A 15559-nucleotide genomic window follows, 5' to 3' on the forward strand; every position below is an offset into this window, starting at 1 on the left:
CTCTTTTCGGTATCTGAGTCATGGCCAAACCTTCGTTTATCAATTTGTGGAAGGCGTATTCCGATCTTTTGGTAACGCATCCAAACGCAGCCCCTTGCAATGGTCCTTGGGCCAATCAGTGTGCTATCCGCATGAGTCTGGTGCTCAACGCCGAGCTGACCGTCAAGGTCAACAAATCCACCTATACCGAGCCCAAGTGTGCACATGAACACGCCAGGGGTGCCGAGTCATTGGCTAATTGGCTGTGGAAACGGCACCTAGGACGACCCGCCATCCTGGGTAACACCGCCGAAGACCGTCGCACGCTGATGGGCAAAACCGGGCTTATCTTTTTCAAGGATTGTTTCCAGCAATCCGGCGAGTCCCTGGATAACCGTACCGGCGATCATATTGACCTATGGAACCGAGGGATAACCAAAACCGGCGATCTCTTTTCCCGCTCCAGGGCTGTCTGGTTTTGGGAGCTCACATAATGAAAAAACCATTGCTCGCACTCTGCCTGACCATGAACGTGATCAGTCTGAACGCATGCGCCGAACATACCGAACCGCCGACGATCGAGGCTGTATTTGTTGGCCAGCCCCTCAAACTGATCGATGACCAGGGTCAGTGCACGTTAGTCAAACCTGATCAGAGCCGTACAAAACTGGATATGGAATGGCCATGCAGCTTCAGCTTGGATGAGCATCAGAAATTGCGCGTGGAGACATTCAACGGTATCCCTATATTTTCAGTCTGGCGTGTTGAGCACATGCCTGCCCCGAGCCGCGACTGCCTGAACAAAATGCAGGCTATTCGCCAAATCCAAGGGCATCTGGAGGTGGCACCGGTCAGCCTATCGGCATCCTGCGGTTGGGGTGGCGACCAAAAAATGTATGTAGCGCCCTTTACGTGGTAACCGAAATCGCCACCCGCGACCGCCTGCAACCGTCCCTGCTGGACCGGTTGACCGACGACGAGCCGAGCAACCCCAAGGAAAGCGCCGACAAGCGCGTGCTGTCCCTGACCCAGCTCAAAGCCTCGGTGCTGCGGGACCTGGCGTGGCTGCTCAATACCACCTCGCTGCTCAATGCCGATGCCACGCTGCACACCCCGGCCGGAACGTCAGTGATCAATTACGGCCTGCCGGCGCTGGCGGGCAACAGTGCGTCGAGCGTCGATATCAATGCTCTGGAAGCCCTGATCTACCAGGCAATTGCCACCTTTGAGCCGCGCATCCTGCGCCACACCCTGCGGGTCAAGGCGCGTGTGGCCCATGGCGAGATGAACCACAACGCCTTGAGCTTCGAGATCGAAGGCGACCTGTGGGCCCAGCCGGTGCCCTTGCGTCTGCTGCTGCAAACCGACCTGGACCTGGAGTCTGGCCATGTACGCGTGGTCAACGCCGACCAGCGGAGGCGCCCATGAACCCGCGCCTGCTGGAGCTGTACAACCAGGAGCTGCACCACGTGCGCGAGAGCGCCGCGGAGTTCGCCAAGGAATACCCGAAGATCGCCAGTCGGCTGACCCTGTCCGGCATGGACTGCGCCGACCCGTACGTCGAGCGCCTGCTCGAAGGCTTCGCGTATCTCACCGCCCGGGTGCAGCTCAAACTCGACGCCGAGTACCCGACCTTCACCCATAACCTGCTGGAAATCGCCTACCCGCACTACCTGGCGCCGACCCCATCGATGACCGTGGTGCAGTTGCAGGCCGACCCCGATGAAGGCTCCCTGACCAGCGGTTTTCCATTACCCCGCGATACCGTACTGCGCGCAGCCCTGGGCCGCGAAACCCAGACCTGCTGCGAGTACCGCACCGCCCACCCGGTGATGCTGTGGCCGTTGCAGGTCAGCCAGGCCGATTACTTTGGCAACCCGTCCGCCGTGCTCGGGCGCCTGGCCGCCAGTGAGCCCAAGGCCAAGGCCGGTTTGCGCCTGACCCTGCGCACCGGCGCCGAGCTGCCATTCAACAGCCTGGCCCTGGACAATCTACCGCTGTACCTGAGCGGCGCCGATGAGCAGCCGTTCCGCCTCTACGAGCAATTGCTGGGTAATGTGTGCGCGGTGTTTGCGCGCCAACCCGGCGGTGACTGGGTGGAGCGCCTGCCACAGGACGCGCTGCGTTCGCGCGGGTTCGACGACGCCGATGCGGCGATGCCCGTGGTATCGCGAGCCTTCCAGGGTTACCGCTTGCTGCAGGAATACTTCGCCCTGCCCCATCGCTACCTGTTCGTCGAATTCGCCGAACTGAGCCGCGCCGTACAACGCTGCGATGGCCAGGAACTGGAGCTGATCGTGCTGTTCGACCGCCACGATCCCAGCCTGGAAGGCAGTGTTGGCGCCGCGCAGTTCGTGCCCTTCTGCACCCCGGCGATCAACCTGTTCCCCAAACGGGTGGACCGGATTCACTTGTCCGAGCGGGTCAACGAACACCATGTGATTGCCGACCGCACCCGGCCCATGGACTTCGAGATCCACTCCCTCAGCGCCATCACCGGCCACGGCACCGGGCCGGAGCAACCCTTTTTGCCGTTCTACGCCGTGCGTGATCCGTCGCGCTACGGCCGCGACCAGAGTTACTACAGCGTGCGCCGCGAGCCGCGGGTGCTGTCCAGCGACCAGCGGCGCAATGGTCCGCGCTCCACGTATGTGGGCAGCGAGACCTTTGTCAGCCTGGTGGACAGCCAGCAAGCGCCCTACCGCCACGACCTGCGCCAATTGGGCGTGACCGCGTTGTGCACCAACCGCGATCTGCCACTGTTCATGAGCGTGGGCAACGGCAAGACCGACTTCACCCTGGCCGACAGTGCCCCGGTGCTGGCGGTGCGCTGCGTCGCCGGGCCCAGCCGCCCGCGCGCCAGCCACGCCCATGACGCCAAGGCCTGGCGCTTGATCAGCCAGTTGTCGCTCAACTACCTGTCCCTGAGCGAAGGCCAGGGTGCCGCGGCGTTGCGTGAACTGCTGCGCCTGTATGGCGACAGCAACGACGCCGCCCTGCAATTGCAGATCGAGGGCCTGCGCGAGGTCAGCAGCAAAGCGGTGACACGGCGCCTGCCGATGCCCGGCCCGATCGTGTTTGGCCGTGGCCTGGAAATCACCCTGGAATTTGATGAAAACGCGTTCCGCGGCACCGGTGTATTCCTGCTCGGTGCAGTGTTGGAACGATTCCTGGCGCGTTACGTGTCGATCAACAGTTTTACCGAGACGGTGATTCGTACCACCGAACGCGGCGAGATCATGCGATGGAAAGCCAAGCCCGGACGGCGTCCGACCCTGTGAGTACCCTGGATGCGATGCATCAGGAGCCCTGGGAATATGACTTCTTCCAGGCGCTGCGCCGTATCGAGTGCGAATCGCCCCAACTGCCGCGCCTGGGGCATTCCCTGCGCCTGGCCGATGACCCGTTGCGCCTCGGGCAACAGGCTGACTGCACCTTCGCCCCGGCCACCCTGGCGTCGGTCAATCCCGGCGGTGACGGCACGCCAGCGCGCCTGGAACAGTTCTTTTTCGGCCTCGGCGGCCCCAATGGGCCGTTGCCGCTGCACATCACCGAATACGTGCGCGAACGCCAGCGCAACAACGCCGACAGCACCAGCAAGCGCTTCCTGGATGTATTCCACCACCGCCTGTTGACCCTGTTTTATCGGGCCTGGGCCGAAGCGCGGCCGACCGTCAGCCACGACCGGCCCGACGATGATTACTGGTCCGCACGCCTGGCGGCGCTCAGCGGCCGCGGTATGCCCAGCCTCCTCGACCAGGGCCTGATCCCCGATACCGCAAAACTGCACTACAGCGGCCACCTCTCGGCGCAAACCCGCTACCCGGACGGTTTGAAGGCAATTCTCAGCGAGTATTTCGGCTTGCCGGTGGAGATTGAAGAGTACGTCGGCCAATGGCTGGAGCTGCCCGAGCGCAGCCGGGTCAGCGTGAGTGCCAATCAATTGGGCGTGGATTTTTGCCTGGGCAGCCATGTGTGGGACCGCCAGCACAAATTCCGTATCCGCCTCGGCCCCCTGACGCTCGACGACTACATGGGCATGTTGCCCGGCAGCCAGCCGTTCAATGAGCTGGTGGCCTGGGTCACCGAATACCTGGGCCATGAACTGGACTGGGACCTGAACCTGATTCTTCAACAACCGCAAGTGCCGCCGTTGCAACTCAACGGGCAGTTCCGGTTGGGTTTCAACACCTGGCTCGGCCAACCCGGGCAAGACGCCAACGACCTAATCCTGGCCCGGCATTACGCCGATCAAGCCACCACCTCAAGGAATCCAGAGCATGGGTGAAATCAGTCGCGCCGCGCTGTTCGGCAAACTCAACAGCGTGGCCTACAAGGCCATCGAAGCCGCCACGGTGTTCTGCAAATTGCGCGGTAACCCCTACGTGGAACTGGCCCACTGGTTTCACCAGTTGCTGCAACTGCAGGACTCTGACCTGCATCGCATCATCCGCCAATTCAACATCGAGCCGGCACGGCTGGCCCGAGACCTCACCGAAGCCCTGGACCGCCTGCCCCGTGGCTCGACGTCGATCACCGACCTGTCGTCCCATGTGGAAGAAGCCGTGGAACGCGGCTGGGTATACGGCAGCCTGATGTTTGGCGAAAGCCAGGTGCGCACCGGCTACCTGGTGCTGGGCATTTTGAAAACGCCGAGCCTGCGGCATGCACTGCTGGGCTTGTCGTCCGAGTTCGACAAGATCAAGGCCGAGGCCCTGAGCGAGCGCTTTGATGAATATGTCGGTGATTCGCCGGAAAACGCCCTGAGCGCCAGCGATGGTTTCAATGCCGGTGCCGTGCCGGGCGAAGCCAGCGGCGCCATGGCCCCCAGTGCCATGGGCAAGCAGGAAGCCCTCAAGCGTTTCACCGTGGACCTGACCGAACAGGCGCGTAGCGGCAAGCTCGACCCGATCGTGGGGCGTGACGAAGAGATCCGCCAACTGGTGGACATCCTGATGCGTCGGCGCCAGAACAACCCGATCCTCACCGGTGAAGCCGGGGTGGGCAAGACCGCCGTGGTCGAAGGCTTTGCCCTGCGCATCGTTGCCGGCGACGTGCCGCCAGCGCTCAAGGACGTGGAGCTGCGCAGCCTGGATGTGGGCCTGCTGCAAGCCGGCGCCAGCATGAAAGGCGAATTCGAACAGCGCCTGCGCCAGGTCATCGAAGACGTCCAGGCGTCGCCAAAACCGATCATCCTGTTTATCGACGAAGCCCACACCCTGGTAGGTGCCGGGGGCGCCGCCGGCACCGGTGATGCGGCCAACCTGCTCAAGCCGGCCCTGGCCCGTGGCACCTTGCGCACCGTGGCCGCCACCACCTGGGCCGAGTACAAGAAGCATATCGAGAAAGACCCGGCGCTGACCCGCCGCTTCCAGGTGGTGCAAGTGGCCGAGCCGTCGGAGGACAAGGCGCTGCTGATGATGCGCGGCGTGGCCTCGACCATGGAAAAGCACCACCAGGTGCAGATCCTCGATGAAGCCCTGGAAGCCTCGGTCAAGCTGTCCCACCGCTATATCCCGGCGCGCCAGTTGCCGGATAAATCCGTGAGCCTGCTGGACACCGCTTGCGCCCGCGTCGCCATCAGCCTGCACGCGGTGCCGGCAGAAGTGGATGACAGCCGTCGCCGCATCGAAGCCCTGGAAACCGAGCTGCAAATCATCGCCCGCGAGCATGCCATCGGCATCGCCATTGGCGCACGCCAAAGCAACAGCGAAGCCTTGTTGAGTGCCGAACGCGAGCGCCTGGCTAGCCTGGAAAGCCGCTGGGCCGAAGAAAAAACCCTGGTGGACGAGTTGCTCGCTACCCGCGCGACCCTGCGCGAGAAAGCCGGCGTTGTCGACAGCGGCAACGACGAGTTGCGCGCAAAACTGGTGGACCTGCAACAGCGCCTCAGTGCCCTGCAGGGTGAAACCCCGTTGATTCTGCCGACCGTGGATTACCAGGCCGTAGCCTCGGTGGTCGCCGACTGGACCGGGATCCCGGTAGGCCGCATGGCCCGCAACGAACTGGAGACGGTGCTAAACCTCGACCAGCACCTGAAAAAACGCATCATCGGCCAGGACCACGCCTTGCAGATGATCGCCAAGCGCATCCAGACCTCCCGCGCCGGCCTCGACAACCCAAGCAAGCCGATTGGCGTGTTCATGCTGGCCGGCACCTCGGGCGTGGGCAAGACCGAAACCGCCCTGGCCCTGGCCGAAGCCATGTACGGCGGCGAGCAGAACGTGATCACCATCAACATGAGCGAGTTCCAGGAAGCCCATACCGTGTCCACCCTCAAGGGCGCGCCACCGGGCTATATCGGCTATGGCGAAGGCGGCGTGCTGACCGAAGCCGTGCGGCGCAAACCCTACAGTGTGGTGCTGCTGGATGAGGTGGAAAAAGCCCACCCGGACGTGCATGAGATTTTCTTCCAGGTGTTCGACAAGGGCGTGATGGAGGACGGCGAAGGCCGGGTGATCGACTTCAAGAACACCTTGATCCTGCTCACCACCAACGCCGGCACCGAGCTGATTTCCCACGTCTGCAAAGACCCGGCAAACGTGCCCGACCCGGAAGACATCGCCAAGGCCCTGCGCCAGCCTCTGCTGGAGATCTTCCCACCGGCCCTGCTCGGGCGCCTGGTGACGATTCCGTATTACCCGCTCAGCGATGTGATGCTCAAGGCGATTACCCGCCTGCAGCTGGACCGCATCAAGAAGCGCGTGGAGAACACCCACAAAGTCGCGTTCGATTACGACGACACGGTGATCGACCTGATTGTCTCGCGCTGCACCGAAACCGAAAGTGGCGGGCGGATGATCGACACCATCCTCACCAACAGCCTGCTGCCGGACATGAGCCGCGAGTTCCTCACACGCATGCTCGAAGGCAAGGCGCTGGCGGGGGTGCGGATCGGCAGCCGGGATAACGAATTGCACTACCAGTTCAGCGACACCGAATAACCTGACGAAGTGCTATCCAAATGTGGGAGCGGGCTTGCTCGCGAATGCGGTGAGTCAGTCACCGGATGTATCAACTGATACACCGCATTCGCGAGCAAGCCCGCTCCCACATTGGATTCGGTTTCTTCAGTTATTAAGACATTTACGGGACAACCCATGCTTTTCAACCAAGCCTCACGCCTGGCCAAGATCACCAGCCCCCTGGGGCCGGATGTGCTGCTGCTCAATGAAATGGGCGGCGGCGAAGAGCTGGGGCGGCTGTTCAGCTACGAGCTGCAACTGAACTCGTTGGACGCCAACATCGACCTCAACCAGTTGCTGGGCAAGCCGATGAGCGTCGGTCTGCAACTGGCGGACGGTGGCGAGCGGTATTTCCATGGGATCGTCGCGCGCTGCAGCCAGAACATCGACCAAGGCCAGTTCGCCAGTTACCAGGTGACGCTGCGCCCGTGGCTGTGGCTGCTGAGCCGTACCTCCGACTGCCGGATTTTCCAGAACCTGAGCATCCCGCAGATCATCAAGCAGGTGTTCCGCGACCTCGGGTTTTCCGACTTCGAAGACGCCCTGAGCCGGCCGTATCGCGAGTGGGAATACTGCGTGCAGTACCGCGAGACCAGCTTCGACTTCGTCAGCCGCCTGATGGAACAGGAAGGCATCTACTACTTCTTCCGTCACGAGCAGGATCGCCATGTGCTGGTGCTGGCCGATGCCTATGGCGCCCACACCACGGTGCCCGGCTACACCTCGGTGCCCTACTACCCCAAGGACGAGCAGCAGCGCGAACGCGACCATATGCACAACTGGCACCTGGCGCAGCAAGTCCAGCCGGGTTCCCTTGAGCTCAACGACTACGACTTCCAGCGCCCCAGCGCCAGCATCGACGTGCGCTCGGCCATGCCCCGCCCGCACACCGCCGGTGATTATCCGCTGTACGACTACCCCGGCACCTACGTCAAAAGCGAAGACGGCGAACACTACGCACGTACCCGCATCGAAGCCCTGCAAACCCTGCACGAACAAGTGGAGTTCAGCGGCAATGCACGGGGCCTGGGCTCTGGTCATTTGTTCAGCCTCACCGGCTTCAGCCGCCGCGACCAGAACCGCGAATACCTGATTCTTGCCGCGCGCTACTACATCACCCAAGAACGCCTGGAATCCGGCGGCGGCGCGGCGTCGGCGCAGTTCGACAGCAGCCTGACCTGCATCGACGCCCAACAGAGCTTCCGCCCACTGGCCAACACCCATCGCCCTGTCGTCAAAGGCCCGCAGACCGCGCTGGTGGTCGGGCCCAAGGGCGAGGAAATCTGGACCGACCAGTATGGCCGGGTGAAGGTGCATTTCTATTGGGACCGCCACGACCAGTCCAACGAAAACAGCTCGTGCTGGATTCGCGTGTCGCAATCCTGGGCCGGGAAAAACTGGGGTTCGATGCAGATCCCGCGCATCGGCCAGGAAGTGATTGTCAGCTTCCTCGAAGGCGACCCGGACCGCCCGATCATTACCGGCCGGGTGTACAACGCCGAACAGACGGTGCCCTACGACCTGCCGGAAAACGCCACCCAAAGCGGGATGAAAAGCCGCTCCAGCAAGGGCGGCAGCCCGGCGAACTTCAATGAAATCCGCATGGAGGACAAGAAGGGCCTGGAGCAGTTGTACATCCATGCCGAGCGCAATCAGGACATTGTGGTGGAGGTGGATGAAAGCCACTCGGTGGGGCATGACCGCAACAAGAGCATCGGGCACAACGAGACGGTGACCATTGGCAACAACCGCCTGCGCATCGTCAAGCAGGAAGACGTGCTCTCGGTGGGCCAGAAGAAGACCGACAGCATCAGCCAGAGTTATGTCATCGAGGTCGGCGAAAACCTGCGCCTGGTGTGTGGGCAAAGCATCCTCGAGCTGAACGCCAGCGGGCAGATCAACCTCACTGGCGTGCAAATCAGCTTCTATGCCAGCGGCGACGCCGAGTTCAACACCGGCGGCGTGCTGCACCTCAACAACGGCGGCGGGCCTGGCGCCACACCGGATGGCCAGGGCATAAAAACCAGCATCGACGCCAACATCAAAGCCGCGTTCCCCACGCCCAAAAGCTCCTGACGAGACCTGTTTGCCATGACGTATCGCATCAACGAATTCCAGTTCCAACTGCCCGCCGGCGAGCTGCAGGACGCAACGATCAATATCCTCAAGTTCCCGGAGCTGGGGACTTCACTGATCGTCAGCCGCAGCTTGCTGGCGCAAGGCGAAACCTTGCACAGCAACTTCGACGACCAGCTCAAGCGCCTGGAAAAACAGGTGCAGGACTTGCGCTGCCTGCCCAGCGTGCCCGTGCGCCTGGGTGCTGCCCAGGAGGTTGAAGGGATCGAGTTGCGCAGCCAGTTCAGCAAGGGCAATGACAAGGTGTTCCAGTATCAACTCGCCCTGGTGTTGCCGGGTACGCGCAAGATGCTCGCCTTGAGCTATGTGAAAGCCGACAAGCTCGGCGATGCCGAAGCGGCGCACTGGGCGACTATCAAAAATTCGCTGTCGTTCGACGTGCCTGCGTGATGGGCATCTTGCATGTCTGACGCGTTATGGGCCGCACGCCTGGGCGATGCGATGGAACACACCTCGATGATGGCCGACATTCTCGGCGGCGTGCTGGAGGTGGCGGCGAACATCGCGATTACCGCACTGGCTACGGCGGCGGTGGTGGCCGCCACCGGGATCACCGTTGTCACGGGCGGGTTGGGGTGCTTCCTGCTGGGCGCGGTGGTCGGCGTGGTGGTGGGCCTTGCGATGAGCAAGAGCGGGGCCGACAAGGGCCTGAGCAATCTATGCGAGGGCATCGGCAACGCGCTGTTCCCACCGACGGTGCAGGCTAACATCCTCACCGGCTCCTTCGACACGCTCACCAATAACATCCCCGCCGCCCGCGCGGCCGGGGCGGTTGTTTCCCATGTGGCACCGGCCGGTACCGAGCTGGAAATGCCGGCACCTGAAGAAGAAGCCAGCTACCTGGACATGGCCGGCGAGTTCTTCTCACAGATGTGGCGCCCCACCGTGGCTTCGCCTGCGCCAGGCACGGAGACCAAGCTGGAAGACCTGGTGCTTTGCATGAAGCACCCACCGATGCCGCCGCAGTTCATGGCCGAAGGCTCGGACAAGGTGACCATCAACGGCCAGCCCGCCGTGCGCAGCGGCGACCGCAGCACCTGCGATGCGAAGGTGGTGTCCTCCGGGCTGATCTCCTCCAACGTCACCATTGGCGGCGGTTCGGTGGTGGTACGCGAGATTCGCAGCGGCAAGACCCCGGGGGTCGGGCTGGCAGTGACGGTGCTGCTGATGCTCAAAGGTGGCAAGGGCAAGTTTTTCAGCAAACTACCTTGCATGCTGGCGGGCGGTGCCGCGTCGATGGCCGTCAGCAGCGCCATGGGCGCAGCGGCCAACGCGGCCATGGGTTCCTCGAACCCGGTGCATGCGGCTACCGGCGCCAAGGTGCTGGGCGATGACCAGGAACTGGATTTCGTCCTGCCCGGCCTGTTGCCGATCGATTGGCAGCGCTTCTACAACAGTCGCGACGAACGCCGTGGCAGCCTGTTCGGCACCGGCTGGAGCGTGCCGTATGAAGTGTGCGTCGAAATCCAGCCCCATCCCGAAGGCGGCGACACCCTGGTCTATACCGACGAACAGGGCCGGCCCATCGATATGGGCGCCATCCCCTTGGGCGGCGCAGTGTTCAGTGCAGGTGAAGGGCTTGCTGTACGGCGCCACCGCGATGGGCCGTTACTGATTGAAAGCGACGACGGTATGTATCGCCTGTTCGAGCCCACCCCGGCAAACCCGTCGCGGCTGCGCCTCAGCCAACTGGGTGACCGCAACGACAACCGTATCTACCTTGATTATGACGACGCAGGACGCCTGGTGCGGCTGCGCGACACGTTTGATCTGGTGCAGGTCGAACTGATCCGCGACCCGCTGCACGTGGCCCGCCTCGAGCGCGTGTACCCCGATCAACGCCGCGAAGTACTCGCCAGCTACGGCTACGACGCCATGGGCAACCTGGCCGAGGTACGCGATGCCAGCGGCCAGGTGCAACGGCGCTTTGCCTACGACACCGGGCAGCGCATGGTGGAACACCAGTTGCCCAGCGGCTTGCACTGCTTTTATGAGTGGGCCCTGATCGATGGCCTGGAATGGCGCGTGGTCAAGCATTGGACCAATGAAGGCGATGCCTACCGGTTCGACTATGACTTGCAGGCCGGCACCACACGCATTACCGACAGCTTGCAGCGTGTCAGCACGCGGCACTGGAACAGCCAGCACCAGGTCACCCGCTACAGCGACAACCTCGGCCAGACCTGGCTGTTCGAATGGAACGACGAGCGCCAATTGCTCAACGCCACCGACCCACAGGGTGGCCGCTATGAATACAGCTACGATGAGGCCGGCAACCTCATCGGCGAAACCGACCCCCTGGGGCGCAGCGACTCGACGTTGTGGCTGGAACACTGGGCCCTGCCGTTGGTGCAAACCGACGCCGCCGGCAACAGTTGGCGCTACCGCTATGATCAACGCGGCAACTGCACCGTCGCCATCGACCCGCTGGGCCACGTCACCCGCTATCGCTATGACGCCCACGGCCAGGTCGTCGAGATCATCGATGCCACGGGCAAGAGCAAAAAACTGCGCTGGAACCCGTTCGGGCAACTGCTCGAGCACATTGACTGCTCGGGGTACCCGACACGGTTCAGCTACAACGAGCAGGGCTTTTTGCAAGTCATCACCGACGCCCTCGGCGAACGTACCCAATTCCACTACGACGCCCAAGGCCGCTTGCTCAGCAGCCAGTTACCCGACGGCCGTAGCGAGCAGTACCAGCGAGATATCAGCGGCCAACTGACGGCCTACACCGACCCGGCCGGCCACACCACGCGCTATCAACACAACCGCCGCGGCCAGGTGCGCCAACGCACCGATGCCCATGGCCGGCAGGTGCAGTTCGGCTATGACAGCTTTGGTCGGCTGCAAGCGCTGATCAACGAGAACGGGGAACGTTATCGGTTTGCCTGGGATGACGGGGATCGGTTGACGGAACAGCAAGACCTGGACGGCAGCGCCAAGCGTTACAGCTACGACCACCTGGACAACGTCACCGCCGTAACCGCCCTCGCGGCGCCTCATGGCACGGGCCTGGCCGTGGTTCCCGAGACGCCGCCCGCCCCTATCGTGCATCGACTGGAGCGCGATGCCGTTGGCCGCTTGATTGCCAAAACCACTGACGATGGCCGCACGGACTACACCTACGATCCATTGGACCAGCTTACGGACGTGTCCTTCACCGACCTGCAGGGCAATGCCCAAGCCTTGAGCTTTGCCTATGACGCAGTAGGCCAATTGCTCGCCGAGCGCAGTCCGGCCGGCGAGTTGCAACACCACTACGACGAACTCGGCAACCTGATCCAGAGCCAATTACCGGACGGCCGCTGGCTCAACCGCCTGTACTACGGCAGCGGCCATCTGCATCAGATCAACCTCGACGGCCAGGTCATCAGTGATTTCGAGCGCGACCGCCTGCACCGTGAAGTGCTGCGCACCCAAGGCCAGATCAGCACCCGCAGCGAGTACGACCGCAGCGGCCGCCTGCGCGCCCGCCAACGCCGTCACACCAGCCAGCCGGCGTTGATACCGGCGGCGATACAGAAGCACTTTGAATACGACCCCGCCGACAACCTGATCGGCAAACTCGATCAACAGCCCAGCGCGCAACATCGCCAACTCCTGCACTACGACGCCACCGGTCGCATCATCGCAAGCCAGGACAGCCTGCACGGCCAGCGCGAAACCTTCGCCTACGACGCGGCGGCAAACCTGCTGGACGGCCCACAGTCCGGGGCCGGGCTGGTGGTACACAACAAACTGCTGACCTATCAGGACAAGCGCTACCGCTACGATGCCTTTGGCCGAATGATCGAAAAACGCAGCGGCGCCCGTGGCGTACAACACTTTGCGTACGACGCCGAAAGCCGGCTGATTGAAGTGCGCAATGAAGGCGGCAGCGTGGTGCGCATGACTTACGACCCGCTGGGCCGGCGCATCGGCAAGACCGAACATGGCAGCAATGGTTATCCGCTAAGCGAAACCCAGTTCATGTGGGACGGCTTGCGTCTGTTACAGGAGCATAAACACAGCCAAACCAGCCTGTACCTCTATGAAGACGAAGGCTACCAACCCCTGGCCCGAGTCGATGGCATCGGGGCGCTGCAAAAAATTCGTTATTACCACAACGATCTCAGCGGCTTGCCGGAACAGGTCACCGAGGCAGACGGACACACCCTCTGGCAGGCAACGTATCGGGTGTGGGGCAATACCGTGGAAGAGGTGCGGGAACCGTACTTCATCGAAGAGCAGAACCTGCGGTTTCAGGGGCAGTACCTGGATCGGGAGACGGGGCTGCATTTCAATACGTTCAGGTTTTATGATCCGGATGTGGGGCGGTTTATTACGCCGGATCCGATTGGGTTGCATGGTGGGCTGAATCTATACACCTACAGTGCTAACCCATTTTCCTGGATTGATCCACTCGGATGGGCACTCACCCCGCTGAACAAAAAAGGGTTTATTGTCTATGGGCTCTATGAGCCCGGTGCAGACAAACCCTATTATGTCGGCCATACCGAACAACTATCAGAGGTCCGTGAAGATCAACATAGGCGGTCTGGACGACTCGGCAATGCACACCTGGAGATCCTTGAGGGCGAAGATGGAAAAATGACCTATTCCCAATCTAAAGGCTATGAACAAGCCTATAGGGAAAAATACAAAACTAAAGGGAAGTTCCCAAATAATGTGATCGAGCCAATCGACAAAAGTCGTACCGACAAGCGCGGTAAGTCTCATTATAAAAACTACCGGGCCGCGGCAAAAGCACTGGGAATCAAACCCAGTAAGATCAAAACATGCAATTAGAGAACAACTCATGAAGGCTCTGACGGCACCTAAGCCCGGCGATTTATTTTACATCCCGGCCCTCAATGCAAACGATGAACTGGGCTTCGTGATCGCCCGCTACATTGAGCTCATACCACCAGCGCTCGGCCATTTGATCGAGGTGTTCGCCCATTTTTATACACAGATCCCTGCCTCTATCGAGCAAGTAGACACGTCGCGCCGATTATTCAGGCCGATATTCTGCAGCATGCGCTTTTCGGGCATTCCGCGCTGGAAGATACTTTTCAGTGATCCCGGGTATAAAAAATCCGACTCCCATTACGACAAAATCCAATTCGCCTTTGAAAGACGAGTCTGGATGGGTGGTACCAGCCATCCAGCGACCGCAGATCAACTTTCGGGGATAGAGCCGCCCATTTGCTGGCGAATGGACCATATTGTTTTTCGCGTTATTGCTCATCTACGAGGAGCCATCAAGGAAAATGAATGCATGGGGCACTTTGATTTACCGGAAGACTTGCGGGTTGATAACAACGTTGCCCTTGACCGGGTAAACAAGGCAGCGCACAGCATGCAGTTGCTGTTCAAGAGTAAATAACAGGGGAAAAGGCAGCACCCATTAGCCAGTCTCAAGTGAAGGTTAAAAGCCAACCCGTCCTGCTGCTTCCTACAGCAGGTCGCTTTAAGAGTGGAACAAAAGGAGCCCCCAAATGCGGCTGAAACTTGAAGATTCCCAGCAGTCCCTTTCTGTACGGGAACTGAACGAGTTCCAGGAAATATTCCGTGCGCAATTACCGGCGGCCTTCAGACAGTTTTATCTTAAGCACAACGGCGGCGATCTGTCTGACAGCAATGATGATAATGATTTTTTCTGGGCGGTTTTACACCTATAAAATATGGTGATGCAACGGTAAAAACAATCTATAAAGATTTAACTGACGATATTCCATCATTAAAACAAATGATCCGTTTTGCTTATGTCAGAGTCGGAAATTCATTTCTCTTGTCAGTCAAGGAAATGACTTTGGATACCTCTACCTGTACTTGATGGATGAGGAAGAACTGGTATTTGTTTGCGAATCATTTGAAGAGTTCATGACTGAACTAACAAACGGATAGTAGTGTTGTACTTGTTTTAGTAAACAGGGCCGCACAACGCCTGCTGTCGCGGTTCAACGATGATACGCCCCAACAAAAATGGGCACCCGACCCAGTCGGCGTGCCCATTTTTCATACCTCCCCGCCTCCCTTCGAGACGGTGCCGCGCTTACGGGTTGACGCTGTCTTTGAGCGACTTGCCCGGTTTGAACGCTACGGTGTTGCTCGCCTTGATTTTCACCGGCTCGCCGGTTTGCGGGTTCTTGCCGGTGCGGGCGCCACGGTGGCGTTGCAGGAAGGTGCCGAAACCAACCAGGGTGACGCTGTCTTTGCGATGCAAGGCGCCGGTGATTTCTTCAAGTACGGCGTTGAGGACGCGGTTGGCCTGTTCTTTGGTCAGGTCTGCTTTTTCTGCAATGGCGGCTGCGAGTTCTGGTTTACGCATAGGTGAAGCCTCTTTGACGGTTTTTTGTTGTTATGTCCGTGCTGCTCTCTGCTGGAGCAGCGCCAAGGCGCCGCAGGCTCTACTCTGCGGCAGACGGGAGTGAGGATGGCATGCCATTGGTGCCTGCGCCAGTCTCCCGGCGACCTTTCTAGGGGGAAAAAGG

At 60.8% G+C, this 15559-nt stretch carries 12 protein-coding genes; 11 read left to right on the top strand and 1 reads right to left on the bottom strand.

The window, feature by feature from the left end; all coding sequences use genetic code 11:
* Nucleotides 1-20: 20 nt before the first annotated feature.
* The 11 genes from HKK57_RS08605 (at nt 21) to HKK57_RS26930 (ending at nt 14746) form a co-directional block, all read left to right on the top strand.
* Nucleotides 21-473, top strand: coding sequence for a type VI secretion system amidase effector protein Tae4 (locus tag HKK57_RS08605; protein WP_104911204.1), 453 nt, complete (start codon nt 21-23; stop codon nt 471-473).
* A complete protein-coding gene (locus tag HKK57_RS08610) occupies nt 473-898 on the top strand; it encodes a hypothetical protein (RefSeq protein ID WP_029289883.1) in 426 nt (141 codons plus the stop codon). The genes HKK57_RS08605 and HKK57_RS08610 overlap by 1 nt, the downstream gene beginning before the upstream one ends.
* On the top strand, nt 892-1407 hold the full coding sequence (tssE, locus tag HKK57_RS08615; RefSeq protein ID WP_029289885.1) for a type VI secretion system baseplate subunit TssE: 516 nt from the start codon (nt 892-894) through the stop codon (nt 1405-1407). The genes HKK57_RS08610 and tssE overlap by 7 nt, the downstream gene beginning before the upstream one ends.
* Nucleotides 1404-3260: a type VI secretion system baseplate subunit TssF gene (gene tssF / locus HKK57_RS08620; RefSeq protein ID WP_029289888.1), complete on the top strand. Its 1857-nt coding sequence runs from the start codon at nt 1404-1406 to the stop codon at nt 3258-3260. Before tssE ends, tssF begins: the two co-directional genes overlap by 4 nt.
* Nucleotides 3224-4267: a type VI secretion system baseplate subunit TssG gene (gene tssG, locus HKK57_RS08625; RefSeq protein ID WP_029289890.1), complete on the top strand. Its 1044-nt coding sequence runs from the start codon at nt 3224-3226 to the stop codon at nt 4265-4267. The genes tssF and tssG overlap by 37 nt, the downstream gene beginning before the upstream one ends.
* Entirely contained in the window at nt 4260-6923 is a 2664-nt protein-coding gene (gene tssH, locus HKK57_RS08630; RefSeq protein ID WP_169390028.1) for a type VI secretion system ATPase TssH, read from the top strand. Before tssG ends, tssH begins: the two co-directional genes overlap by 8 nt.
* A 156-nt stretch (nt 6924-7079) precedes the next feature.
* Nucleotides 7080-9020 carry a type VI secretion system Vgr family protein gene (locus HKK57_RS08635; RefSeq protein ID WP_070994074.1) on the top strand — a complete coding sequence of 647 codons (1941 nt, stop codon included), beginning with the start codon at nt 7080-7082 and terminating at the stop codon, nt 9018-9020.
* A 15-nt stretch (nt 9021-9035) separates the two neighbouring features.
* Nucleotides 9036-9470, top strand: a complete 435-nt coding sequence (locus tag HKK57_RS08640; protein WP_029289896.1) for a DcrB-related protein — start codon at nt 9036-9038, stop codon at nt 9468-9470.
* 12 nt (nt 9471-9482) lie between these two features.
* The gene (locus tag HKK57_RS08645; protein WP_169390029.1) at nt 9483-13871 is read left to right on the top strand and encodes an RHS repeat-associated core domain-containing protein; all 4389 of its coding nucleotides are present in this window, start codon (nt 9483-9485) and stop codon (nt 13869-13871) included.
* 10 nt (nt 13872-13881) lie between these two features.
* Nucleotides 13882-14451, top strand: a complete 570-nt coding sequence (locus HKK57_RS08650) for an Imm26 family immunity protein (protein ID WP_169390030.1) — start codon at nt 13882-13884, stop codon at nt 14449-14451.
* Between the two features lie 112 nt (nt 14452-14563).
* Nucleotides 14564-14746 (top strand): SMI1/KNR4 family protein, encoded by a 183-nt coding sequence (locus HKK57_RS26930; protein WP_224791152.1) that lies wholly within the window; start codon nt 14564-14566, stop codon nt 14744-14746.
* A gap of 374 nt (nt 14747-15120) precedes the next feature.
* Here HKK57_RS26930 and HKK57_RS08660 read toward each other — a convergent pair whose 3' ends face one another.
* Nucleotides 15121-15396: an HU family DNA-binding protein gene (locus tag HKK57_RS08660; RefSeq protein ID WP_003213368.1), complete on the bottom strand. Its 276-nt coding sequence runs from the start codon at nt 15394-15396 to the stop codon at nt 15121-15123.
* Nucleotides 15397-15559: the final 163 nt, after the last annotated feature.

The organism is Pseudomonas sp. ADAK21 (genome assembly GCF_012935735.1).
GTDB classification, from domain to species: Bacteria; Pseudomonadota; Gammaproteobacteria; order Pseudomonadales; family Pseudomonadaceae; genus Aquipseudomonas; species Aquipseudomonas proteolytica.